Annotated in this window: 18 protein-coding genes; 6 read left to right on the plus strand and 12 right to left on the minus strand. The window is 70.1% G+C overall.

Annotated features, from left to right (window positions below):
- Nucleotides 1-127: 127 nt before the first annotated feature.
- Entirely contained in the window at nucleotides 128-1,441 is a 1,314-nt protein-coding gene (locus tag ACIQF6_RS12140) for an extracellular solute-binding protein (protein ID WP_400893390.1), read from the minus strand.
- Nucleotides 1,442-1,983: 542 nt separating this feature from the next.
- Between ACIQF6_RS12140 and ACIQF6_RS12145 the strand changes: the two genes are divergently transcribed.
- The 3 genes from ACIQF6_RS12145 to ACIQF6_RS12155 all read left to right on the plus strand — a co-directional run bounded on the left by ACIQF6_RS12145 (nucleotide 1,984) and on the right by ACIQF6_RS12155 (nucleotide 6,457).
- Nucleotides 1,984-3,288 (plus strand): sugar transporter, encoded by a 1,305-nt coding sequence (locus ACIQF6_RS12145; protein WP_400893392.1) that lies wholly within the window; start codon nucleotides 1,984-1,986, stop codon nucleotides 3,286-3,288.
- A gap of 178 nt (nucleotides 3,289-3,466) precedes the next feature.
- Nucleotides 3,467-4,525, plus strand: coding sequence for an SIS domain-containing protein (locus ACIQF6_RS12150; protein ID WP_400893394.1), 1,059 nt, complete (start codon nucleotides 3,467-3,469; stop codon nucleotides 4,523-4,525).
- 411 nt (nucleotides 4,526-4,936) lie between these two features.
- The gene (locus ACIQF6_RS12155) at nucleotides 4,937-6,457 is read left to right on the plus strand and encodes a sensor histidine kinase (RefSeq protein WP_400893396.1); all 1,521 of its coding nucleotides are present in this window, start codon (nucleotides 4,937-4,939) and stop codon (nucleotides 6,455-6,457) included.
- A 318-nt stretch (nucleotides 6,458-6,775) separates the two neighbouring features.
- Here ACIQF6_RS12155 and ACIQF6_RS12160 read toward each other — a convergent pair whose 3' ends face one another.
- Together ACIQF6_RS12160 and ACIQF6_RS12165 are read right to left on the minus strand one after the other, a co-directional pair.
- Nucleotides 6,776-7,027 (minus strand): WhiB family transcriptional regulator, encoded by a 252-nt coding sequence (locus ACIQF6_RS12160; RefSeq protein WP_014138019.1) that lies wholly within the window; start codon nucleotides 7,025-7,027, stop codon nucleotides 6,776-6,778.
- 342 nt (nucleotides 7,028-7,369) lie between these two features.
- The gene (locus ACIQF6_RS12165) at nucleotides 7,370-8,341 is read right to left on the minus strand and encodes a diacylglycerol/lipid kinase family protein (protein WP_400893399.1); all 972 of its coding nucleotides are present in this window, start codon (nucleotides 8,339-8,341) and stop codon (nucleotides 7,370-7,372) included.
- Nucleotides 8,342-8,392: 51 nt separating this feature from the next.
- Here ACIQF6_RS12165 and ACIQF6_RS12170 point away from each other — a divergent pair, with 51 nt between their 5' ends.
- Nucleotides 8,393-8,812: a hypothetical protein gene (locus ACIQF6_RS12170; protein WP_400893401.1), complete on the plus strand. Its 420-nt coding sequence runs from the start codon at nucleotides 8,393-8,395 to the stop codon at nucleotides 8,810-8,812.
- A 65-nt stretch (nucleotides 8,813-8,877) separates the two neighbouring features.
- Here ACIQF6_RS12170 and ACIQF6_RS12175 read toward each other — a convergent pair whose 3' ends face one another.
- From ACIQF6_RS12175 to sodN, 4 genes are all read right to left on the minus strand, one after another.
- Nucleotides 8,878-9,858: a SigB/SigF/SigG family RNA polymerase sigma factor gene (locus tag ACIQF6_RS12175; RefSeq protein WP_400893403.1), complete on the minus strand. Its 981-nt coding sequence runs from the start codon at nucleotides 9,856-9,858 to the stop codon at nucleotides 8,878-8,880.
- A 37-nt stretch (nucleotides 9,859-9,895) separates the two neighbouring features.
- Nucleotides 9,896-10,309 carry an anti-sigma regulatory factor gene (locus tag ACIQF6_RS12180; protein WP_400893405.1) on the minus strand — a complete coding sequence of 138 codons (414 nt, stop codon included), beginning with the start codon at nucleotides 10,307-10,309 and terminating at the stop codon, nucleotides 9,896-9,898.
- A 172-nt stretch (nucleotides 10,310-10,481) separates the two neighbouring features.
- The gene (locus ACIQF6_RS12185; protein ID WP_400893407.1) at nucleotides 10,482-10,961 is read right to left on the minus strand and encodes a GNAT family N-acetyltransferase; all 480 of its coding nucleotides are present in this window, start codon (nucleotides 10,959-10,961) and stop codon (nucleotides 10,482-10,484) included.
- Nucleotides 10,962-11,161: 200 nt separating this feature from the next.
- On the minus strand, nucleotides 11,162-11,557 hold the full coding sequence (sodN, locus tag ACIQF6_RS12190; RefSeq protein WP_400893410.1) for a superoxide dismutase, Ni: 396 nt from the start codon (nucleotides 11,555-11,557) through the stop codon (nucleotides 11,162-11,164).
- A 104-nt stretch (nucleotides 11,558-11,661) separates the two neighbouring features.
- On the opposite strand from sodN, the gene sodX reads away from it, so the two are divergent.
- Complete coding sequence (gene sodX, locus ACIQF6_RS12195; RefSeq protein ID WP_400893412.1) at nucleotides 11,662-12,069, plus strand: nickel-type superoxide dismutase maturation protease; 408 nt, start codon at nucleotides 11,662-11,664, stop codon at nucleotides 12,067-12,069.
- Between the two features lie 7 nt (nucleotides 12,070-12,076).
- Here sodX and ACIQF6_RS12200 read toward each other — a convergent pair whose 3' ends face one another.
- From ACIQF6_RS12200 to ACIQF6_RS12220, 5 genes are all read right to left on the minus strand, one after another.
- On the minus strand, nucleotides 12,077-12,670 hold the full coding sequence (locus tag ACIQF6_RS12200; protein WP_400893414.1) for a CGNR zinc finger domain-containing protein: 594 nt from the start codon (nucleotides 12,668-12,670) through the stop codon (nucleotides 12,077-12,079).
- Nucleotides 12,671-12,815: 145 nt separating this feature from the next.
- Nucleotides 12,816-13,568, minus strand: a complete 753-nt coding sequence (locus ACIQF6_RS12205) for an amino acid ABC transporter ATP-binding protein (RefSeq protein ID WP_400893906.1) — start codon at nucleotides 13,566-13,568, stop codon at nucleotides 12,816-12,818.
- Between the two features lie 41 nt (nucleotides 13,569-13,609).
- Nucleotides 13,610-14,572 (minus strand): amino acid ABC transporter permease, encoded by a 963-nt coding sequence (locus ACIQF6_RS12210; protein WP_400893416.1) that lies wholly within the window; start codon nucleotides 14,570-14,572, stop codon nucleotides 13,610-13,612.
- Nucleotides 14,573-14,607: 35 nt separating this feature from the next.
- Entirely contained in the window at nucleotides 14,608-15,549 is a 942-nt protein-coding gene (locus ACIQF6_RS12215; RefSeq protein WP_400893418.1) for an ABC transporter substrate-binding protein, read from the minus strand.
- A gap of 301 nt (nucleotides 15,550-15,850) precedes the next feature.
- Complete coding sequence (locus tag ACIQF6_RS12220) at nucleotides 15,851-16,780, minus strand: ABC transporter substrate-binding protein (RefSeq protein ID WP_400893420.1); 930 nt, start codon at nucleotides 16,778-16,780, stop codon at nucleotides 15,851-15,853.
- A 567-nt stretch (nucleotides 16,781-17,347) separates the two neighbouring features.
- Between ACIQF6_RS12220 and ACIQF6_RS12225 the strand changes: the two genes are divergently transcribed.
- Complete coding sequence (locus ACIQF6_RS12225) at nucleotides 17,348-18,541, plus strand: NADP-dependent malic enzyme (RefSeq protein ID WP_400893422.1); 1,194 nt, start codon at nucleotides 17,348-17,350, stop codon at nucleotides 18,539-18,541.
- Nucleotides 18,542-18,716 lie beyond the last annotated feature (175 nt).

Genomic DNA, 18,716 nt, shown 5'->3' on the forward strand with positions numbered 1-18,716 from the left:
GCGATTCTGGTCGGTCCTGGCGCACGGGCGGGCAGTCCGCGCGATTGCGGACTGCCCCCCTTTACTGGCGCTCAGTGCGGTGGTCGGCCGGGAAGCGGACTGCCCGGCCGACCGCGGATCAGCTGGGTCAGCCGTTCAGGTCCTTGATGATGGTGTCCTGGGCCTTCTTGAGCTCGGTGGCCGGGTCGCCGCCGCCGGCGATCGCCGCGAAGGCGGTCTTCAGCGCGGTCTCGTCGGCACCGGACCACAGCGGCGAGTTCGGGATGAACCAGGTCTGGCCCTCGGCCGCCTCACCGGCCGCCTTGTTCGCCGGGTCGGCCTGCTTGTAGGCGGCGACCAGGTTCTTGGCGTTCGGGATGGCGTGCTTGGCCAGCGCCGTCTCCTGCGCGGTGTTGGTGTAGATCTGCAGGAAGGTCGCGCCCAGGCCCGGGTTGGCGGCCTTGGACGGGACGGCCAGGTCGGAGCCGCCGAGGAACGCCGGGGTCGGGGAGCCGGCCGCGGTGCCCGGGAGGGCGATGGTGGCGAGCTTGTCCTTCAGCGCCGGGTCACCGATCTTCGGGTCCGCGACGCTGCTGACCTCCCAGCCGTTGCCGATGATGGCGGCGATGTTGCCCTTGGCCATCAGCGCGTCCTGGGTGGCCTCGTCACTGGTGGTGCCGCCGGTCGAGAACTCCTTCTGGAGGTCGTTCCAGGTCTTGACGCCCTCGATGAACTTCGGGTCGGTCAGGTTGCCGGTCCACTTGTCGCCGTCCTTCTTGGCGATGACACCCTTGACACCGAACTGGTCGGCGCCGAAGGAGACGGCGGAGTACCAGTTCTGGCCCGGCATGTACAGCGCGGAGAAGCCCGGGACGCTGGCGTTGGCGGCCTTGACCTTGGTCAGCGCGTCCTTCAGCTCGGCCACGGTGGTCGGGGCCTGAGTGACACCGGCGGCGTCGAACAGGTCCTTGCGGTAGATCAGGACGCGGGCGCCGGCGTAGTACGGGACGGCGTAGGTCTTGGTGCCGTCGGCCGACTGGCCGGAGGCGGCGACCGAGTCCAGCCACTTGTCCGAGTTGTCGAACTGGCTCTTGACCGAGGTCAGGTCGACGAAGGAGCCGGCCTCGATGTACTTGGCGGCCTGGGTGTTGCCGACCTCCAGCGCGTCGGGGGCGTTGCCGGAGAGCAGGGCGGTGTCGAGCTTGGTGGTGTAGTTGGTCCAGGTCTGCCACTGGATGTCGACCTCGGCGCCGGTCTGGGCGGTGAACTCCTTCTTCGCCGCCTCGACGACCTCGGGCCAGCCCTTGTCGGCGTCCTGCATCAGCCAGACGGTGATCTTCTTGCCCTTGCCGTCCTTGCTCAGGGTGGCCTTGTCACCGCCGGAGCTGGACGACGACGAGGAGCAAGCCGAGGCGACGAGCACGGTGGCGATAGCGGCCACGGCTGCGATCTTGCGGTTCAAACCATCCTCCAGAGGGATGAGCAAGGTAGGGCACCGGGCCGCCGGGCCATGGGCCCTGAAGCTGCGTCGTGCCGTTGGGGGAACGTCACCGGATGACACGGATGCGAACTGCCGGGGCAGGCGGGTCGATCCGTGAGGTGGAGTAGACCATTGGTTTAGACCAACGCCTGGAGATTGGCATGGACCAATGACGAGCGTCAAGGGATCGAAGAGCGTCTGCACAAGCCGTTATCAACGCTTGACTCCGCCGTGTTGGACTGGACCAAGTCGGGGGCGGATCCGGATATGGCGGGACGAATCGACCCCTGCGGAACGAGTTCCTCCGGTTGCTCAACGTGGCCTGAAGGCCACCTTAAGTGAGCCTTAAGCGGCATACCCGCCCCGGTATTGACGTGACCGGGGCAGAACGAGCAACGGATCGACAACAAGCGGGACTTGTAATCATTACGTGCGTTGACGCTGCAAATGGTCTAGGCCAGGATCCGAAAAGCTGGTCTGTACCACCCTCGCAGACCTCCCCGCATCCAATTCGGAGGAATTGCGTGAAGCGTCAGGTTCTGGCCACGCTCAGTACCGCGGCCCTGCTGGCCGGCGTCGCCGGCTGTTCGTCCGGCGGGGGATCGGCCGCGCCGGCGGCCGCCGTCGACCCGAAGACCGTGACCGGCACCGTCACCGTGTGGCTGATGGACGACGCCCAGAAGAGCTGGCCGGAGCTGGTGCAGCAGGTCAACGACCAGTTCGCCGCGAAGTACCCCAAGGTGGAGCTGAAGCTCAGCTACCACACCTGGAAGGACAAGATCGCCGAGCTGGACGCCGCGATCGCCGCCAACCAGGCGCCCGACGTCGTGGAACTCGGCAACACCGAGCCCACCAAGTACATGGTGAGCGGGGCGCTGGCCGGTCTCGACCGGAGTTCTTTCGACAACTCCGACAACTGGATCAAGGGCCTCGCGGACACCTGTACGTACAACCAGAAGCTCTACTGCGTTCCCTATTACGCGGGCGCCCGGGTTGGCGTCTACAACGCGAAGATGTTCCAGGACGCCACCGGCTCCGCGGCCCTGCCGCAGACCGAGGACGAGCTCATCGCCGCCCTCGACAAGGTGGCCCAGCGCTACAAGAGCACCCCCGGCTTCTCCGCGCTCTACCTGCCCGGACCGTACTGGTACGCCGCGATGTCCTACGTCACCGCGTACGGCGGCTCGATCGCCAAGTTCGACTCCAGCGGCATCTGGCACGGCACCCTGCACGACCCCAAGTCGCAGGCCGGCCTCCAGCACTTCGTCAACCTGGTGCGGACGTACAACAAGGGCGACCTGAAGGTCAACGAGGCCAAGCAGTCCGGCGTGCTCGGCCACGAGAAGGCCGCGCTGATCTACGCCAACGGCTGGGAGCTGAGCGACGCGATCGCCCCGATCACCGGCACCCCGGCGCTCAAGGACTCGCTGAAGATCGTCACCATGCCCGGCCCGAACGGCAAGCCGCTGCCCTCCTTCATCGGCGGCTCCGACCTCGCCGTCACCGCGAAGTCGCAGAACGCCGCGGTCGCCGCTGACTGGATCCGGATGTTCACCAGCACCTCGTCCGAGCAGGTGCTCGCCGACAAGGACACCCTCCCCAACAACCTGACCCAGCTGGCGCCGCTGAAGAACAAGCCCGCCACCGCCGCTGCCGCCAACGCCGTCCAGGACGCCTGGTTCACCCCGGCCGCCCCCGGCTGGGGCGCGGTCGAGAAGCAGAACGTCCTGGTGAACATGCTGGACGCGATCTTCAAGGGCAAGAGCGTCGAGGACGCCACCAAGGACGCCGACGCCCAGATCGACCAGCTGATCAACAACCCGTCCTGATTCCGGTGGACCGGGCGCCGACGCACCGTCACGACGTGTGCGGCGGCGTCCGGTCCACGTAGGATCGGCACAGCACAGTTCCACGCAGCGAGGGTGCGGACTCGCCGCCGTTCAAGAGGTCCCCGTCGGGCATCCCGCCCCGCGGGGTAGAACCATCTCTCCACGGAGGCACACCCCGATGTCCGACCAGCAGACTGTTTCCGTACCCGGCAGGATCATGTCGGCGGAGATGGCCGAGCAGCCGGCCGTCCTGCAGCGCATCCTCGACGAGGGCGCGCCCGCGATCCGTGAGATCGCCACGCAGATCGCCGCCCGCAACCCGCGGTTCGTCCTGCTCACCGCCCGCGGCACCTCCGACAACGCCGCGCTCTACGCCAAGTACCTGATCGAGGTCCTGCTCGGCAAGCCCGCCGGCCTCACCTCGATGTCCACCACCACCGCGTACGGCGCCAAGCCGGACCTCACCGACTGCCTGGTCATCACCGTCAGCCAGTCCGGAGGCTCGCCCGACCTGGTCGCCTCCACCAAGGCGGCCCGCGAGGCCGGCGCGATCACCCTGGCGGTCACCAACAACGCCGGCTCGCCGCTGGCCGAGGTCTCCGAGTTCCACATCGACGTGCTGGCCGGCCCGGAGAAGGCGCTGCCCGCCACCAAGACCTACACCGCCGAGCTGCTGGCGCTGTACCTGCTCGTCGAAGGCCTGCGCGGCAACGACGGCTCCGCGGCGAAGGTGCTGCCGGAGCTGGCCGCCGGGATCCTGGCCCGCCAGGGCGAGGTCAAGGCCCTCGCCGAGCGCTACCGGTTCGCCCAGCGCCTGGTCATCACCTCGCGCGGCTACGGCTACCCGACCGCCCGCGAGGCGGCGCTGAAGCTGATGGAGACCACCTACATCCCGGCCTCCCCGTTCTCCGGCGCGGACCTGCTGCACGGTCCGCTGGCCATGGTCGACAACGTCTCGCCGGTCATCGCGATCGTCCCGGACGGCCGTGGCGGCGAGGCCCTGCAGCCGGTTCTGGACCGCCTGCGCGGCCGGGGCGCGGACCTGGTCGTGGTCGGCCAGCAGGACCAGGTCGACGCCGCGAGCGCGGGCTTCGCCCTGCCCGCCGGCGTGCCCGAGGAGGTCCAGCCGATCCTGGAGATCCTCCCGCTCCAGCTCCTCGCCTACGAGGTCACCATCGCCCGCGGCCAGGACCCGGACGCGCCGCGAGCCCTCGCGAAGGTCACCGAGACGCACTGACGTCGCCCGACGCGAAAGGCCGCCCCCACCGGACGTTCGGTGGGGGCGGCCTTTCGTTGGGGGCGGGTGGCGGACCGGGCGCCGGGAGGTGTGCCCCCGTGCGCCCCCGGTTCGGCACCCGCACAGTCCTTCGGAAAGCACTACGGGCCACGGCGCCGACACAGGACCCTCAACCTGTGCGGCACCGCAGCCCGGAGCTGTATGTCGGAGGCGGGGACCGGCCGAGAGTTGTGCGGGACTCTCGAACGACGCCTCCGACCTCGGAGCGGCCTCGCGCGGTCAGGGCAGTTGCGCGGGGGGCCTCTCCTTGGTGCACTTTTATTGTGGACTAGACCAATCCGCGTTGTCCAGAGGGCCGCCCCGATTGGTCTGGACAACGTGCCCCGGAGTGGTCGGCGATACGCTCACGGTGTGCCCTCGCTGAACGAACTCGTCCGCCGCCACACCACCCTCACCGGTGCCGATGTGGAGTGGCTGCATCTGCTGGTCTCGGAGTGGCAGCTGCTCTCCGACCTGTCCTTCGCCGACCTGGTGCTGTGGATCCCCACCTGGGACGGCATCCGGTACGTCTCGGTGGCCCAGATGCGGCCCAACACCGGCCCGACCTCGTACCAGGACGACATGGTCGGCCACCTGGTGCCCCGGGGCCGGCGGCCGCTGCTGGACGCCGCGTACGACGAGGGGCGGATCGTCCGGGAGGGCGACCCGGAGTGGCGGGAGGAGGTGCCGGTGCGGGTGGAGTCCATCCCGGTGCGACGGGACGGCAAGGTGCTGGGCGTGATCGCCCGGAACACCAACCTGCTGACGGTGCGGACCCCGAGCCGGCTCGAGCTGACCTACCTGCAGAGCGCCTCCGACCTGGCGCAGATGATCGCCGCCGGCACCTTCCCGTTCCCGGGCGCCGAGCAGACCGACATGGACGCGGCGCCGCGGGTCGGCGACGGGCTGATCCGGCTGGACGCGGAGGGCGTGGTGACGTACGCCAGCCCGAACGCGCTGTCGGCGTACCACCGGCTCGGGCTGACCACCGACCTGGTGGGCAGTCATCTCGGCCGGGCCACCTCGGAGTTGGTGCCGCCGAACCGCGGCAAGGTGCACGAGTCGATGGTGAAGATGGCCAGCGGCTGGGCGCCCCGGCAGACCGAGGTGGAGGCGCAGGGCGGCGTGGTGACCCTGCGGACCATTCCGCTGAAGCCGAAGGGGACGCCCACCGGTTCGCTGGTGCTCTGCCGCGACGTCACCGAACTGCGGCGGCGTGACCGCGAGTTGATGACCAAGGACGCCACCATCCGGGAGATCCACCACCGGGTGAAGAACAATCTGCAGACGGTCGCGGCGCTGCTCCGGCTGCAGTCCCGCCGGATGGACTCCGACGCCGGCCGGGCCGCGCTGGACGAGGCGGTGCGCCGGGTCGGCTCGATCGCGATCGTGCACGAGACGCTCTCGCAGGCACTGGACGAGCAGGTGGCGTTCGACGAGATCGCCGACCGGGTGCTGGCGATGGTGATGGAGCTGTCCCAGGACGGCCGGGTGGCGACCCGCCGCAGCGGCTCGTTCGGCATCCTGTCGGCCGAGGTGGCGACCCCGCTGGCGATGATCCTCACCGAGCTGACCCAGAACGCGCTGGAGCACGCGTTCGGCCCGTCCGCCTCCGGCAACCTGGAGGTGAGCGCGCTGCGCGGGCGCGCCCCGGCCGGCGGCAAGGGCTGGTCGGACAGCTGGAACGGCGGGGCCCGGCCCGAGGAGTACCTGCTGATCACCGTGCAGGACGACGGCCGCGGCATGCCCGAGGGCTTCGACCCGCAGCAGGCCGGCAACCTCGGCCTGCAGATCGTCCGCACCCTGGCCACCGGTGAACTCGGCGGCACCTTCGACATGGTGGCGGCGCCGGGCGGCGGCACCAAGGTGGTGCTGGAGATCCCCGTCCGGTAGCGGAGAGCCGACGGGGAACAGAAACGAGGCCCTGCCGACCGGGGGGGGGTGGGTCGGCAGGGCCTCTCAACCCGGTCCGGCCGTCGGGGGGAGTCGGCCGGAACGGGGGCTCTGGTGTGGCGCGACGCCCGCCTCGTGTGTTGCACACGGTGAGCGCCACAGGTCCACAATATTGCTCTAAGTGAACAGTATCAAGTGCCTGGGCGGCTCGCGTCGTCGACCCCGCAACTGGAGCGGGGCCCGTTCGGGAAGGCTCGGCCGACCGAATGCGGCCGAACCCGTGATCGTGGGTTGATCCGTACTACTGCTGATGGTGCGTCAGGCGGTGCGGGCCCGGTTGCGGGCGGCGCGGCGCTTCATCGCGCGACGCTCGTCCTCGCTCATGCCGCCCCAGACGCCGGCGTCCTGGCCGGTCTCGAGCGCCCACTGCAGGCACTGCTCCATGACGGGGCAACGGCGGCACACGGCCTTGGCTTCCTCGATCTGCAGCAGAGCAGGACCGGTGTTCCCGATCGGGAAGAACAGCTCCGGGTCCTCTTCGCGGCAGACAGCGCGGTGGCGCCAGTCCATGGTCGTCCAACTCCTCCGGTCGACAGGCGGTGGCCCGCGACTCACTCGAATGGCTTGTGAATGTGAACGCTTTCACGAATCCCGCAACAGCAAAAGGGACCAAAGGCCCACCGGGCCCGGGAGGTCTTTGCTGAGAGGGGTTCGGCGATTCGAGGGACTCTGCCGCGATGTCGTCTGCGGTGTGTCCCGATCGCCATGTAGAGGTTCGCAAACCTCGAAGCCGGATACAACCCCCTTCGGCAAGAAATTTTTGATTCTTCGGTGTCGCCTACCTCACAGGCGGTACTTCTATGGAGTGAAGGGGCTCGCACGTTCGAGTGCAAGGTGAAGACCCCCTTCTGGTCACACAATCACACGCAGTGCCCGCCGTACGCCTGTGAAACTGACGCGACTCCTGTCTCCAAGGTGGTCCCCGTCGACCTGAAACGGCACCGGTTCCTGTGAAACCAAGGTGAAGTGCCGGACGTCGTGATAGGAGACGAGATGCTTCCCGGTCGGGCCGGCAGGGCGTGTGCCGTCCTCTGCCGGGGGCTGTGGGCGCAGGATCTGACGGACCGTTCGGGCGGTGCGCAACGCGGTCATTCGGGTGATGCCGAAGACGTCCAGATCGGTTTCGAACGACGCCGAGGGGGACGGAAAGACCGGGCGGGAGCCGAGAAAGGTCCAGGGTGCGGTGTTGGAGACTATGGCCATCACCATGCCCGGCACCGGCTCCTGGCCGTTGATCTCCAGCGTGATCGGGCCCGAACGGCGGTGTTCACGCTCGGTGACGTAGTGCCGCAGCGCCTCCACGACATAGAGCGCGTGAGTGGATTTGCGCCCCGCCCTGCGCTGGCGCTCCACCCGGCCGACCACGCCCGCGTCGAACCCCAGTCCGGCGGTGAAGGTGAACCAGCGGTCCGGCTCGCCGTCGGTCAGCGCCTTGCCCAGCCCGATCGCGCGCTCCCGGTGGTGCTCCAACGCGTCCAGGAGTGCGCCGGTGGCCTCCACCGGATCGTTCGGGAGCCCCAGCGCGCGGGCGAACACGTTGGTCGACCCGCCCGGCACCACCGCCAGCCGCGGCACCCGCTCGCCCGGCCCGTGCGCCAGCAGGCCGTTCACGGTCTCGTTCACGGTGCCGTCGCCGCCCAGTGCCACCACCAGGTCCACCGTGCCGTCCTCGGCCGCCTGACGGGCCAGGTCGCCCGCGTGGCCCCGGTACTGGGTCTCCGCGACGTCCAGCTTCAGGTCGCTGCGCAGGGCATGGATCAGCACGTCCCGGGTCCGGCCACTGGTGGTGGTCGCCTTCGGGTTCACGACCAGGAGAGCGCGCATGGCGATCAGCCTACGACCCGTCCGACGCAGGACGACCGTTACCCTGGCCCGGTGACCGCTGAATCCGCTCCCGCCACTGCCACCGCGCCCGACCGGCCCGTCCCGCTGCTCGTCGGCGCGGGCATCACCGCGCTGGAGGGCGCGGCGATGGCGGGCTGGGGGGTCTACGACCTGATCTCCGGCTTCCTCGGCTCGGACGCCGCCTTCGGCCGCACCGAGACGGGCGGCATCGTGCTGCTGCTGATGGGCCTGCTGCCGCTGATGGCCGGCCGCGCCCTGCTGCGCGGGCAGAAGTGGGGCCGCAGCCCCGCCGTGCTCACCAACTCCATCTGCCTGCCGGTCGCGTACTACATGTGGCAGTCCGGCGGCGGCATGATCGCCGTCGGCGCCGCGATCGCGGTGCTCGGCCTGGCCGGCATCGTCTCGCTGCTCAACCCGAAGGTCACCGCGGTGCTCTACGGCGAGCAGTGACCGGCCCCTGAACGCGCGCAGGGCCCGCCCCGGGTGTCGGGGCGGGCCCTGCTGCGGTACGGCGGTTACTCCTCGACCAGCAGCTTCTCGCGGAGCTGCGCCAGGGTGCGGGCCAGCAGCCGGGAGACGTGCATCTGGGAGATGCCGACCTCGGCCGCGATCTGCGACTGCGTCATGTTCCGGAAGAACCGCAGCACCAGGATCTTCTGCTCCCGGGGCGGGAGTTGGGCCAGCAGCGGCTTCAGCGACTCGCGGTACTCGACGCCCTCCAGTGCCTCGTCGGTGGCGCCCAGGGTGTCCGCCACGGCCGGCGACTCGTCGTCGCTGTCCGGTACGTCCAGGGACAGCGTGGAGTACGCGTTGGCGGACTCCAGGCCCTCCAGCACGTCCTCCTCGGAGATGCCCAGGTGCTCGGCCAGCTCGTGCACCGTGGGGGAGCGGCCGTGCCGCTGGGACAGCTCGCTGGTCGCCGTGGTCAGCGACAGCCGCAGCTCCTGCAGCCGGCGCGGCACCCGCACCGCCCAGCCCTTGTCGCGGAAGTGCCGCTTGATCTCGCCGACGATGGTCGGCGTCGCGTAGGTGGAGAACTCCACGCCCCGCTCGTGGTCGAAGCGGTCGACCGACTTGATCAGGCCGATGGTGGCGACCTGGGTCAGGTCGTCCAGCGGCTCGCCGCGGTTGCGGAACCGGCGGGCCAGGTGCTCGACCAGCGGGATGTGCATCCGGACCAGCTGGTTGCGGATCTCCACCCGCTCCGGAGATCCCTCCGGCAGTTCGGACAGCCGCACGAACAGGGCCCGGGCCGCCTCGCGGTCGGGCGCGCCGCTGCGGTGCCCCTGGGCCGGGACGGTCGAGCGGACGGCCTCGGCGGCGGCCGCCGGGCCGTCCCCCTCCTTGCGCTCGGGCTCGGCCGCGGGCCGCTCGGGCTTCGGGTCGGTCGGCTGGCTCATCCGGCTGGGGTCCTTCGGGAGGGCTTCGTCAGGGGTGGCGGTGCGGGCAACGCTGGCCTGCGGAGGTACGACGGCTGTGCGGTCCAGATCACTCACGGCGATCACCCGTTCCGTTCCGAGAACACGTCACTACCTACGGCTGGCCCGGCGACCCGCCGCGCTTCTTGTGCAGGCTGATGGAGACGGTGTTGTCCGCGGCCACCGCGGAGTCCACCTCCCCGGCCAGCGCGGAGAGCACCGTCCAGGCGAAGGTGTCCCGTTCCGGGGCCCGGCCGTCGGTGGTCGGTGCGGACACGGTGACCCGCAGCGCGTCGCCGACCAGGCGGAACTCGCAGCTCAGGATCGAGCCCGGAACGGCCTGTTGGAGCAGGATCGCGCACGCCTCGTCCACCGCGATGCGGAGATCCTCGATCTCGTCCAGGGTGAAGTCCAGCCGGGCCGCGAGGCCGGCCGTGGCCGTCCGCAGCACCGAGAGGTAGGCGCCCGCCGCGGGCAGGCGGACCTCGACGAAGTCCTTCACTCCGGGCTCGCTGTCGATCTGGGACACCCTCACCTCCTGGGTGACGCTCGGTGCTTGGGGGTCCGCGGACCCCGACACCTTCACTGGCATCGGTTCAACTGCCTTGTGCCCCGAGACGTTACCGCGCCCGGGGTCGGTCTGTCGTGATCTCCGTCCACCGTCACGGGAACGAGGGATCAGAGTTCGAACAGGACTGCGCTCAGCGGGGCGTGGAACCCAGCTCGGCGAGCGCGCCGTCGGTGAGCCGGAAGACCGTCCACTCGTCCATCGGGACCGCGCCCAGCGACTTGTAGAAACCGATCGACGGCTCGTTCCAGTCCAGCACCGACCACTCCAGCCGGTGGTAGCCGCGCTCCACGCAGATCCGGGCCAGTTCGGTGAGCAGCGCCTTGCCGTGGCCGCCGCCGCGCTTGTCGGGGGAGACGTACAGGTCTTCCAGATAGATGCCATGAGTGCCGCGCCAGGTCGAGAAGTTGCGGAACCACAGCGCGAAACCGGCCGGCTCGCCCGACTCGTCCTCGGCGATCAGGCCGAACAGCGCCGGGTGCTCGCCGAACAGCGCGTCGTGCAGCTGCTCCTCGGTGGCCCGGGCCTCGTGCAGGGCCTTCTCGTAGTCGGCGAGCTCGCGGATCATGGCGTGGATGACGGGGACGTCGGCGGGAGTCGCGGTGCGGATCATACGATCGAGCGTACTCATCTTCCCCCTCCTACCGGAAAGCCCTGCCGCCCGGGAAATTGCTGTATGCCCGGGAGGAACCTGGGAAAACCCCGGACCGGACGGGGCCGGGCCGGGGCGCGGAAACGCGGAACCCGACCGCCGGGCCCCGGGGCGGGGCGGTGGCGGCCGGGTTCCGGCAGGAGCGAAGAGCTGACGAGGCGTCAGGCCTTCTTGGTCTCCCAGAAGATCGCGTCGATCTCGGCGATCAGGTCCAGCAGGGCCTGGCCGGTGGCCGGGTCGGTGGACGCCTTGGTGGCCGAGGCGGCCTTGCCGGCACGGTTGAACAGGTCGTGCAGGCCCGGGTACGCCTCGAAGTGCGGGGCCTTGAAGTAGTCGGTGTGCAGCACCGAGAGGTGGTGCTTGACCAGCTCGGCGCGCTCCTCCTTGATGACGATCGCGCGAGCGCGGAACTCGGCGTCCTCGTTGGCCTGGTACTTCTCCTGAGTGGCCTTCACGGACTCGGCCTCGATGCGGGCCTGAGCCGGGTCGTACACGCCGCAGGGCAGGTCGCAGTGCGCGTGGGCGGTGACCCGCGGAGCAAACAGACGAGAGAACATGGGGGTCCTTCCTTAGATCGTCTTCCCGGGCCCGACATTACCCTCACGACGGGCCGAATTCGCCGTCGGCCCGGGGGCCTAGGGTAAAAGAAGGAGTGGGAATCGTGCGATATGGGGCACCGCTCGGCGTGGCCGACATCGCCGGACCGTCGATGCGCAGGCTGCTGTCCGACGGCGACCGGGTGCTGGTGCGCTACGGCGCGCCGCTGCGGCCGGGTGCGATCGCGCTGTTCCGGCACCCGTTGCAGCAGGACCTGCTGGTGGTGAAACGGGCGGTGGGCCGCCGGCCGGGCGGCTGGTGGATGCTGTCCGACAATCCGCTGGTACGCACCGACAGCCGCGAATACGGCGCGGTGCCGGACGAGTTGGTGCTCGGCCGGGTGCTGCTCCGGCTGGCGCCCCGGCCGGCCTGGCTGGCCCCGGGGCGCGGCCTGGAGCGCGCGCTGGAGGGCCGCCCGGCGTGGCTGGCCGAGCGGCTGGGCGTCACCGCGCCGGTGGATCCGGAGCTCTGACGGGGGCTCAGCCCTGGGCGGCGGCCAGGGCGCGCTGCGCCTCCTGGCGCTTGCGGGCCCGGTAGGCGGCCACGTTGGCGCGGGTGGCGCAGCGGTCCGAGCAGTAGCGGCGGGAGCGGTTGGTGGAGGTGTCCAGGTAGGCGTTGCGGCAGGGCGAGGCCTGGCAGATGCCGAGCCGGTCGACGCCGAGTTCGGTGAGGTGGATGGCCAGCCCCATGCAGGCGACGGCGGCGTAGTTGGCGGCCGCGGTGGGCGCGTTGTCGGCCAGGTGCAGGTGCCAGTTGGGGCGGCCGGTGTCGTCCAGGTCGTCGTGGCCGGAGACCAGTGGGCTGACGGGGTACTCCACCATCAGGCTGTTCAGCAGGTCGACGGCGCGGACGTCCTCGCCGTCGGCGGCGGCCTCGAAGACGCCGCGCAGCCGGGTGCGCACGGCGCGCAGCCGGGGCAGGTCGGACTCGTCGGCGAGCGCGCAGGCCCGGGCGGAGGTGGCGCCGAACAGGGCCCGGACGGCGTCCACCGAGTTGAGGGTGTCGGTGCCGCGGTCCGGCTCCTCGCTGTTGACCAGCCGAACGGCGAAGTCGGCGTACGAAGCGAGCTCCACGGGGGTCCTTCCGAGGCGGGGTGTAACGGGTCCGGAGGCTCCAGGGTATTACACGTGGGTGGGGATGCGCGGGTGCCCGCCGCGCGCGGGGGCGTGCGACGGGCACCGGGGAGCCCCTGGAGGCCGCCGGGGGCGTGGAGCGGGGTCAGAGCACCTTGGACAGGAACGCCCGGGTGCGCTCGTGCTGCGGGTTGGTGAGCACCTCGCGCGGGTGGCCGGACTCGACCACCACGCCGCCGTCCATGAACACCAGGGCGTCGCCGACCTCGCGGGCGAAGCCCATCTCGTGGGTGACCACGATCATCGTCATGCCCTCGTCGGCCAGGCCGCGCATGACGTCCAGCACCTCGCCGACCAGCTCGGGGTCGAGCGCCGAGGTGGGCTCGTCGAACAGCATCAGCTTGGGCTGCATGGCCAGCGCCCGGGCGATCGCCACCCGCTGCTGCTGGCCGCCGGAGAGCTGGGTCGGGTAGTTGCCGGCCTTGTCGGCCAGCCCGACCCGGTCCAGCAGGGCCATCGCCCGCTCCTTGGCGGCCGCCTTGTTCTCCTTCTTGACCTGCACCGGCGCCTCGATGACGTTCTCCAGCGCGGTCATGTGCGGGAACAGGTTGAACCGCTGGAACACCATGCCGATGTCCTGGCGCTTCAGCGCGACCTCGCGGTCCTTCAGCTCGTACAGCCGGTCGCCGCGCTGCTGGTAGCCGACCAGGTCGCCGTCGACGTACAGCCGGCCGGAGTTGATCTTCTCCAGGTGGTTGATGCAGCGCAGGAAGGTCGACTTGCCGGAGCCGGACGGGCCGACCAGGCAGAACACCTCGCTCTGCTTCACCTCCAGGTCGATGCCCTTGAGCACCTCGACCTGGCCGTACGACTTGTGCACGCCCTCGGCCTTGACCATCGGACGGTCGCCGGCGGTCACCGGCGGCTTGGTCAGGTCGGTCATGCCTGCGTCCCTTCGTCCGGCGCCGGGGCGGCCTTCGGGGTGGGCTTGCCCGCGAACAGGGCGCGGACCCGCTGGATCGGGGTGGGCGGCAGCGTCCGGTTGGCGCCCCGGGCGTAGTGCCGCTCGATGTAGTACTGGCCGACCGTCATGACGGACGTCATCAGCAGGTAGTAGATCGAGACCGCGATCAGCACCGGCACGGTCTGGAAGGTGCGGGCGTAGATGTCGTGACCGGCGGTGAACAGCTCGACCAGCGCGATCACCTGGACCAGCGAGGTGTTCTTCAGCATCGAGATGGTCTCGTTGCCGGTCGGCGGGATGATCACCCGCATCGCCTGCGGCAGCACGATCCGGCGCATGGTGGCGGCCTTCGACATGCCGAGCGCGTGCGCGGCCTCGGCCTGCCCCTCGTCCACCGACTGGATGCCGGCCCGGACGATCTCCGCCATGTAGGCGGCCTCGTTCAGCGCCAGGCCGAGCAGCGCGGCGGTGAACACCGGCACCAGCACGTTGGCGTCCTCGGAGAAGAACGACGGGCCGAACGGGATGCCGATCGACAGCTTCGGCCACAGGAAGCCGATGTTGTTCCAGAACACCAGCTGCACCAGCAGCGGGGTGCCGCGGAAGATCCAGATGTAGAACCAGGCGGTGCCGGACAGCACCGGGTTGCCGGACAGCCGCATCACGGCCAGCAGCACACCGCCGACCACGCCGATGACCATCGACAGCACGGTCAGCTCGATGGTGACCCAGATGCCGTGCAGCACGGTCTGGTCCTGCATGGTCTGCCAGACCACGTCCCACATGAAGGCGGGGTTGTAGATCAGGGCGTGCAACAGCATCGCCGCGAGGACGGCGATGACCGCCACTCCGGCCCAGCGTCCGGGGTGGCGGACCGGGACGGCCTTGATGGCCTCAGACCGTCCCGATGTCACCGACCCCTGGTCGGTCTTGTTCACGTGATTACCTCGTCAGGGGCTCGGGCGGCAGGGGGTCAGCTCTTGGCGGCGTTGATCTCGGGGGCGGTGACGGCGCCGGCGGCGACGCCCCACTTGTCGAGGACGGCCTTGTAGGTGCCGTCCGCGATCAGCGCGGTGATCGCGGCCTGGACGGCCTTGGTCAGGTCGCTGCCCTTGTTGACGATCACGCCGTACGGGGCGGAGTCGTAGGTGTCGCCGATCTTCTCCAGCTGGCCACCGGTCTGCTTCAGCGCGTAGTCGATCACCGGCGAGTCGGCCAGCATCACCTGTTCGCGACCGGCCATCAGGGACTGGGTGACGTCCGTCTGGAGGACGAACTTGTCGCCGTCGTTCGGGATGGTCGGCTTGCCGGCCTTGACGCAGTCGGGGTTGCGGACGTCCTTGACCTCGTCGGCCTGGGTGGTGCCGGTCTGCACCGCGACCTTCTTGCCGCACAGGTCGTTCGGGTCGATCTTCGCCGGGTTGCCCTTCTTCACCGCCGCGGCCGAGCCCGCGGTGAAGTAGGTGATCATGTCGACGGTCTTCTCGCGCTCCTTCGTGTCGGTGAAGGAGCTCATGCCCATCTGGTACTTGTTCGACGCGATGCCCGGGATGATCGAGGTGAACTCGGCGTCCTGGACGTCCGCGGTCAGGCCCAGCTTCTGGGCGATGGCCACCGCGAGGTCGACGTCCATGCCGACGATCTTGCCCTTCTCGTCCTTGAACTCGTTGGGCGCGTAGGACGCGTCGGCGGCGACCACGAGCTTGCCGGACGCCTTGATGTCGGCCGGGAGCAGGGCGGCCGCCGCAGGGTCGGCGGAGGCGGCCGGGATGGCCTGGGTCGGTATGGCCGCGGCGCCCGCGGCGCCGGCGGAACCGGAGCTGCTGGTGGAGCTCCCGCAGGCGGTGAGCAGCAGGGAACCGGTCGCGAGGACAGCGGCGGCGGCGATCAGCCGGGTGCGCGGGGTGCGGGTCATGAGGGGATCCTCCTGGGGAGTCGGACGGGGTCCGCGCCGCCTGGGGGGATGCGGTGCGGGTACAGCGGGTTCGGTGCTCGCCACCCTCCGCCGAGGTGACACGTGGATCCGATGTGTGGGAATCCTGCCACCGTGAAGGCCTGATCAGGCCCCGGCTCAGATCAAAATCGGATAACAGGACCACCATGTGTCCGCTATTCGGACCATTCGCCTGGCCATGTCACATTGTGCATAAGTATGCATGCAAGAGCGGCCGAGGCCCGGGACCGCCACCGGCCCGGGCCCCGCCGCCCGCGTCCGGCTAGAAGCCGCCGTTCACCACGGCGTTCTGCGCCGCCCCCGCGGACAGGCCCCACTTCGCCAGGATCTTGTCGTAGTCACCACTGCGGATCACCCGGTCGAGTGCCTTCACCAGGGTGTCCCGCAGCACGGTGTCCTCCTTGGACACCACGATCCCGTACGGCCCCGCCTGCATCTGCTCGCCCGTCACCTGGAACTGCGCCCCACCGCGCCCCTGCTGCGCCGCGTACGCCGCGGCGGGCGTGTCACTCAGGTCCGCGGCCGCCTTGCCCTGCGCCACCAGCGCCAGCGCCTGGTCGTCGGTGTCCGTCTGCTGCAGTGTCAGCTTCTTGTGCGCCTTCTCGCACACCACCGCCTGACGCTCCGCCAGCACCGCCTGCACGGTGTCGCGCTGCAGGGCCACCGTCCGCCCGCACAGGTCGTCCAGCGTGCTGATCTTCTGCGGATTGCCCTTGGCCACCACGATCGAGGTGCCGGTCACGAAGTAGTCCACGAAGTCCACGCCGGAGTTCATCTTCATGCCCTTGGCGTCGGTGCCGTCCCGGCGCTGGAGGTTGTCCGTCATCCCCGACATCACCACGTCGAACTCCCGGCCCTGCAGACCCAGGAACAGCCGCTCGAACGGCACCTCCGCGAACTGCACCTTCACCCCCAGGACCTGGCCCAGCGCGTTCGCCAGGTCCACGTCCAGGCCGTCCGGCTTGCCGTCCGCGGTCTTGAACCCGATCGGCGCGTACTTCAGGTCGGTGCCGACCCGCAGCACGCCCGAGCTGCGCACCGGATCGGGCAGCTGCCCGTGCAGGTCGGCGGGCGCCGGACCCGCCGAGGAGGAACTGCTGCAGGCGGTCAGCAGCAGCAGTGAACCGGCCGCCGCAGCGATGCCGAGCCGCTGTCTTGCGGGGGAGTCGGAGGGGTGAGTGGCCAACGACATGACGGTGCTCCTGTGGGAGAGGCGGTGCGGTCCTCCGTCGCCGTGCGCGGGGTGCGCGGCCGGGCGCGGTAGGGGTCCGGACGCCGGCCGAAAGGCGGGGGAACGTCCGGACAACGGTGGTCGAACTCCGGATACTGCCATCCCGGCCGGACGACTCCGGTGGCGGGTGTGTCAGAATCTGCTATCGGGTGACCCCCGACGCAGAACTCAGACCGCCGGTTCGCCACAGGGCCGGGGGTGCGCAGGAACGGAAGCCGTCACCGGCTCCGTATCCGAGGCACCGGCTTCCCTACGTGTCTGCGTTCACTCCTGCGAGTGCCTGCGGACCCCTCGCTATCGGGGGCCACGCGGAACAAGACGGACACCGGCGGACGGTGCGAAGCCGGCGTCCCGACGAAACAGCGCAGAACACCGAAAACCCTCACCCGAGGGCGCCCGCCCGACGGCAGCGTCCCGACCCGGCCACGGGTACGCCAGCGACGGCGTGCCCGTCCTTCGCGCATCGGCGTGCGAGCGGGTCGAAGTCCGTCGGAAGCGCGCCTTCGCCGATATGACGAAGAGGTCATTGTGGCAGCGGAGATCATCACCGACACCCAGAGCACGGACGACCCGGTCGACGCCGTCTTCGCGCTGCACCGCGGCGGCAAGATGGAAGTCCGGGCCACCGTTCCGGTGCGCGACGCGGACGACCTGTCCCTCGCCTACACCCCCGGCGTCGCCCGGGTCTGCACCGCCATCGCCGAGAAGCCCGAGCTGGTCAACGACTACACCTGGAAGGCCAACACCGTCGCCGTCGTCACCGACGGCACCGCGGTGCTCGGCCTCGGTGACATCGGCCCCGAGGCCTCGCTGCCCGTCATGGAGGGCAAGGCGATCCTGTTCAAGCAGTTCGGCGGCGTCGACGCGGTGCCGATCGCGCTGGCCTGCACCGAGGTCGACGAGATCGTCGAGACCGTGGTCCGGCTGGCCCCGTCCTTCGGCGGCGTCAACCTGGAGGACATCTCCGCCCCCCGCTGCTTCGAGATCGAGAAGCAGCTCCAGGAGCGGCTCGACATCCCGGTCTTCCACGACGACCAGCACGGCACCGCGATCGTCACCACCGCCGCCCTGTGGAACGCCGCCAAGGTGACGAACCGCGAGATCGGCGACCTGCGGGCGGTCATCTCCGGCGCCGGCGCGGCCGGCATCGCGATCGCCAAGATGCTGCTCGCCGCCGGCATCGGCGACGTCGCCGTCTGCGACCGCCGCGGCGTGGTGTACGAAGGCCGGGGCGACCTGACCGACGTCAAGGCGGAGATCGCCGCGCTGACCAACCGGACCGGTCTGAAGGGAAGCCTCGCGGACGCCCTGAACGGCGCGGACGTCTTCATCGGCGTCTCCGGCGGCACCGTCCCCGAGGAGGCCGTCGCCACCATGGCGCCCGGCTGCTTCATCTTCGCGATGGCCAACCCCACCCCGGAGATCCACCCCGAGGTCGCGCACCGCTACGCGGCCGTCGTCGCCACCGGCCGCTCCGACTTCCCCAACCAGATCAACAACGTGCTGGCCTTCCCGGGCATCTTCGCCGGCGCCCTCTCCGTCCGGTCCAGCCGGATCTCGGAGGGCATGAAGCTCGCCGCCGCGAAGGCCCTGGCGGGCGTCGTCGCGGACGAGCTGACCCCGCAGAAGGTCATCCCGTCGCCCTTCGACGAGCGGGTCGCCCCGGCGGTCACCCGGGCGGTCGCGGACGCGGCGAAGGCGGAGGGGCTCGCGCGGCTGTAGGCGCGAAGGCGCACATCACGTCCGCAGGGTCGCGGTCGAGTGCAGGTCACTGTCCTGCGCCGCGACCCTGCGGACGTGGTGCCTTCCGCTTCGCGCAGTTCTCCCCGCGGGCCGGGAGGCGCCCCCGCGCGGGCTGTGCGCCCCGTCACAGTGAGTCGTGGTTAACAGCCGGGCG

The sequence above is a fragment of the Kitasatospora sp. NPDC092948 genome (assembly GCF_044754805.1).
Lineage (GTDB): Bacteria > Actinomycetota > Actinomycetes > Streptomycetales > Streptomycetaceae > Kitasatospora.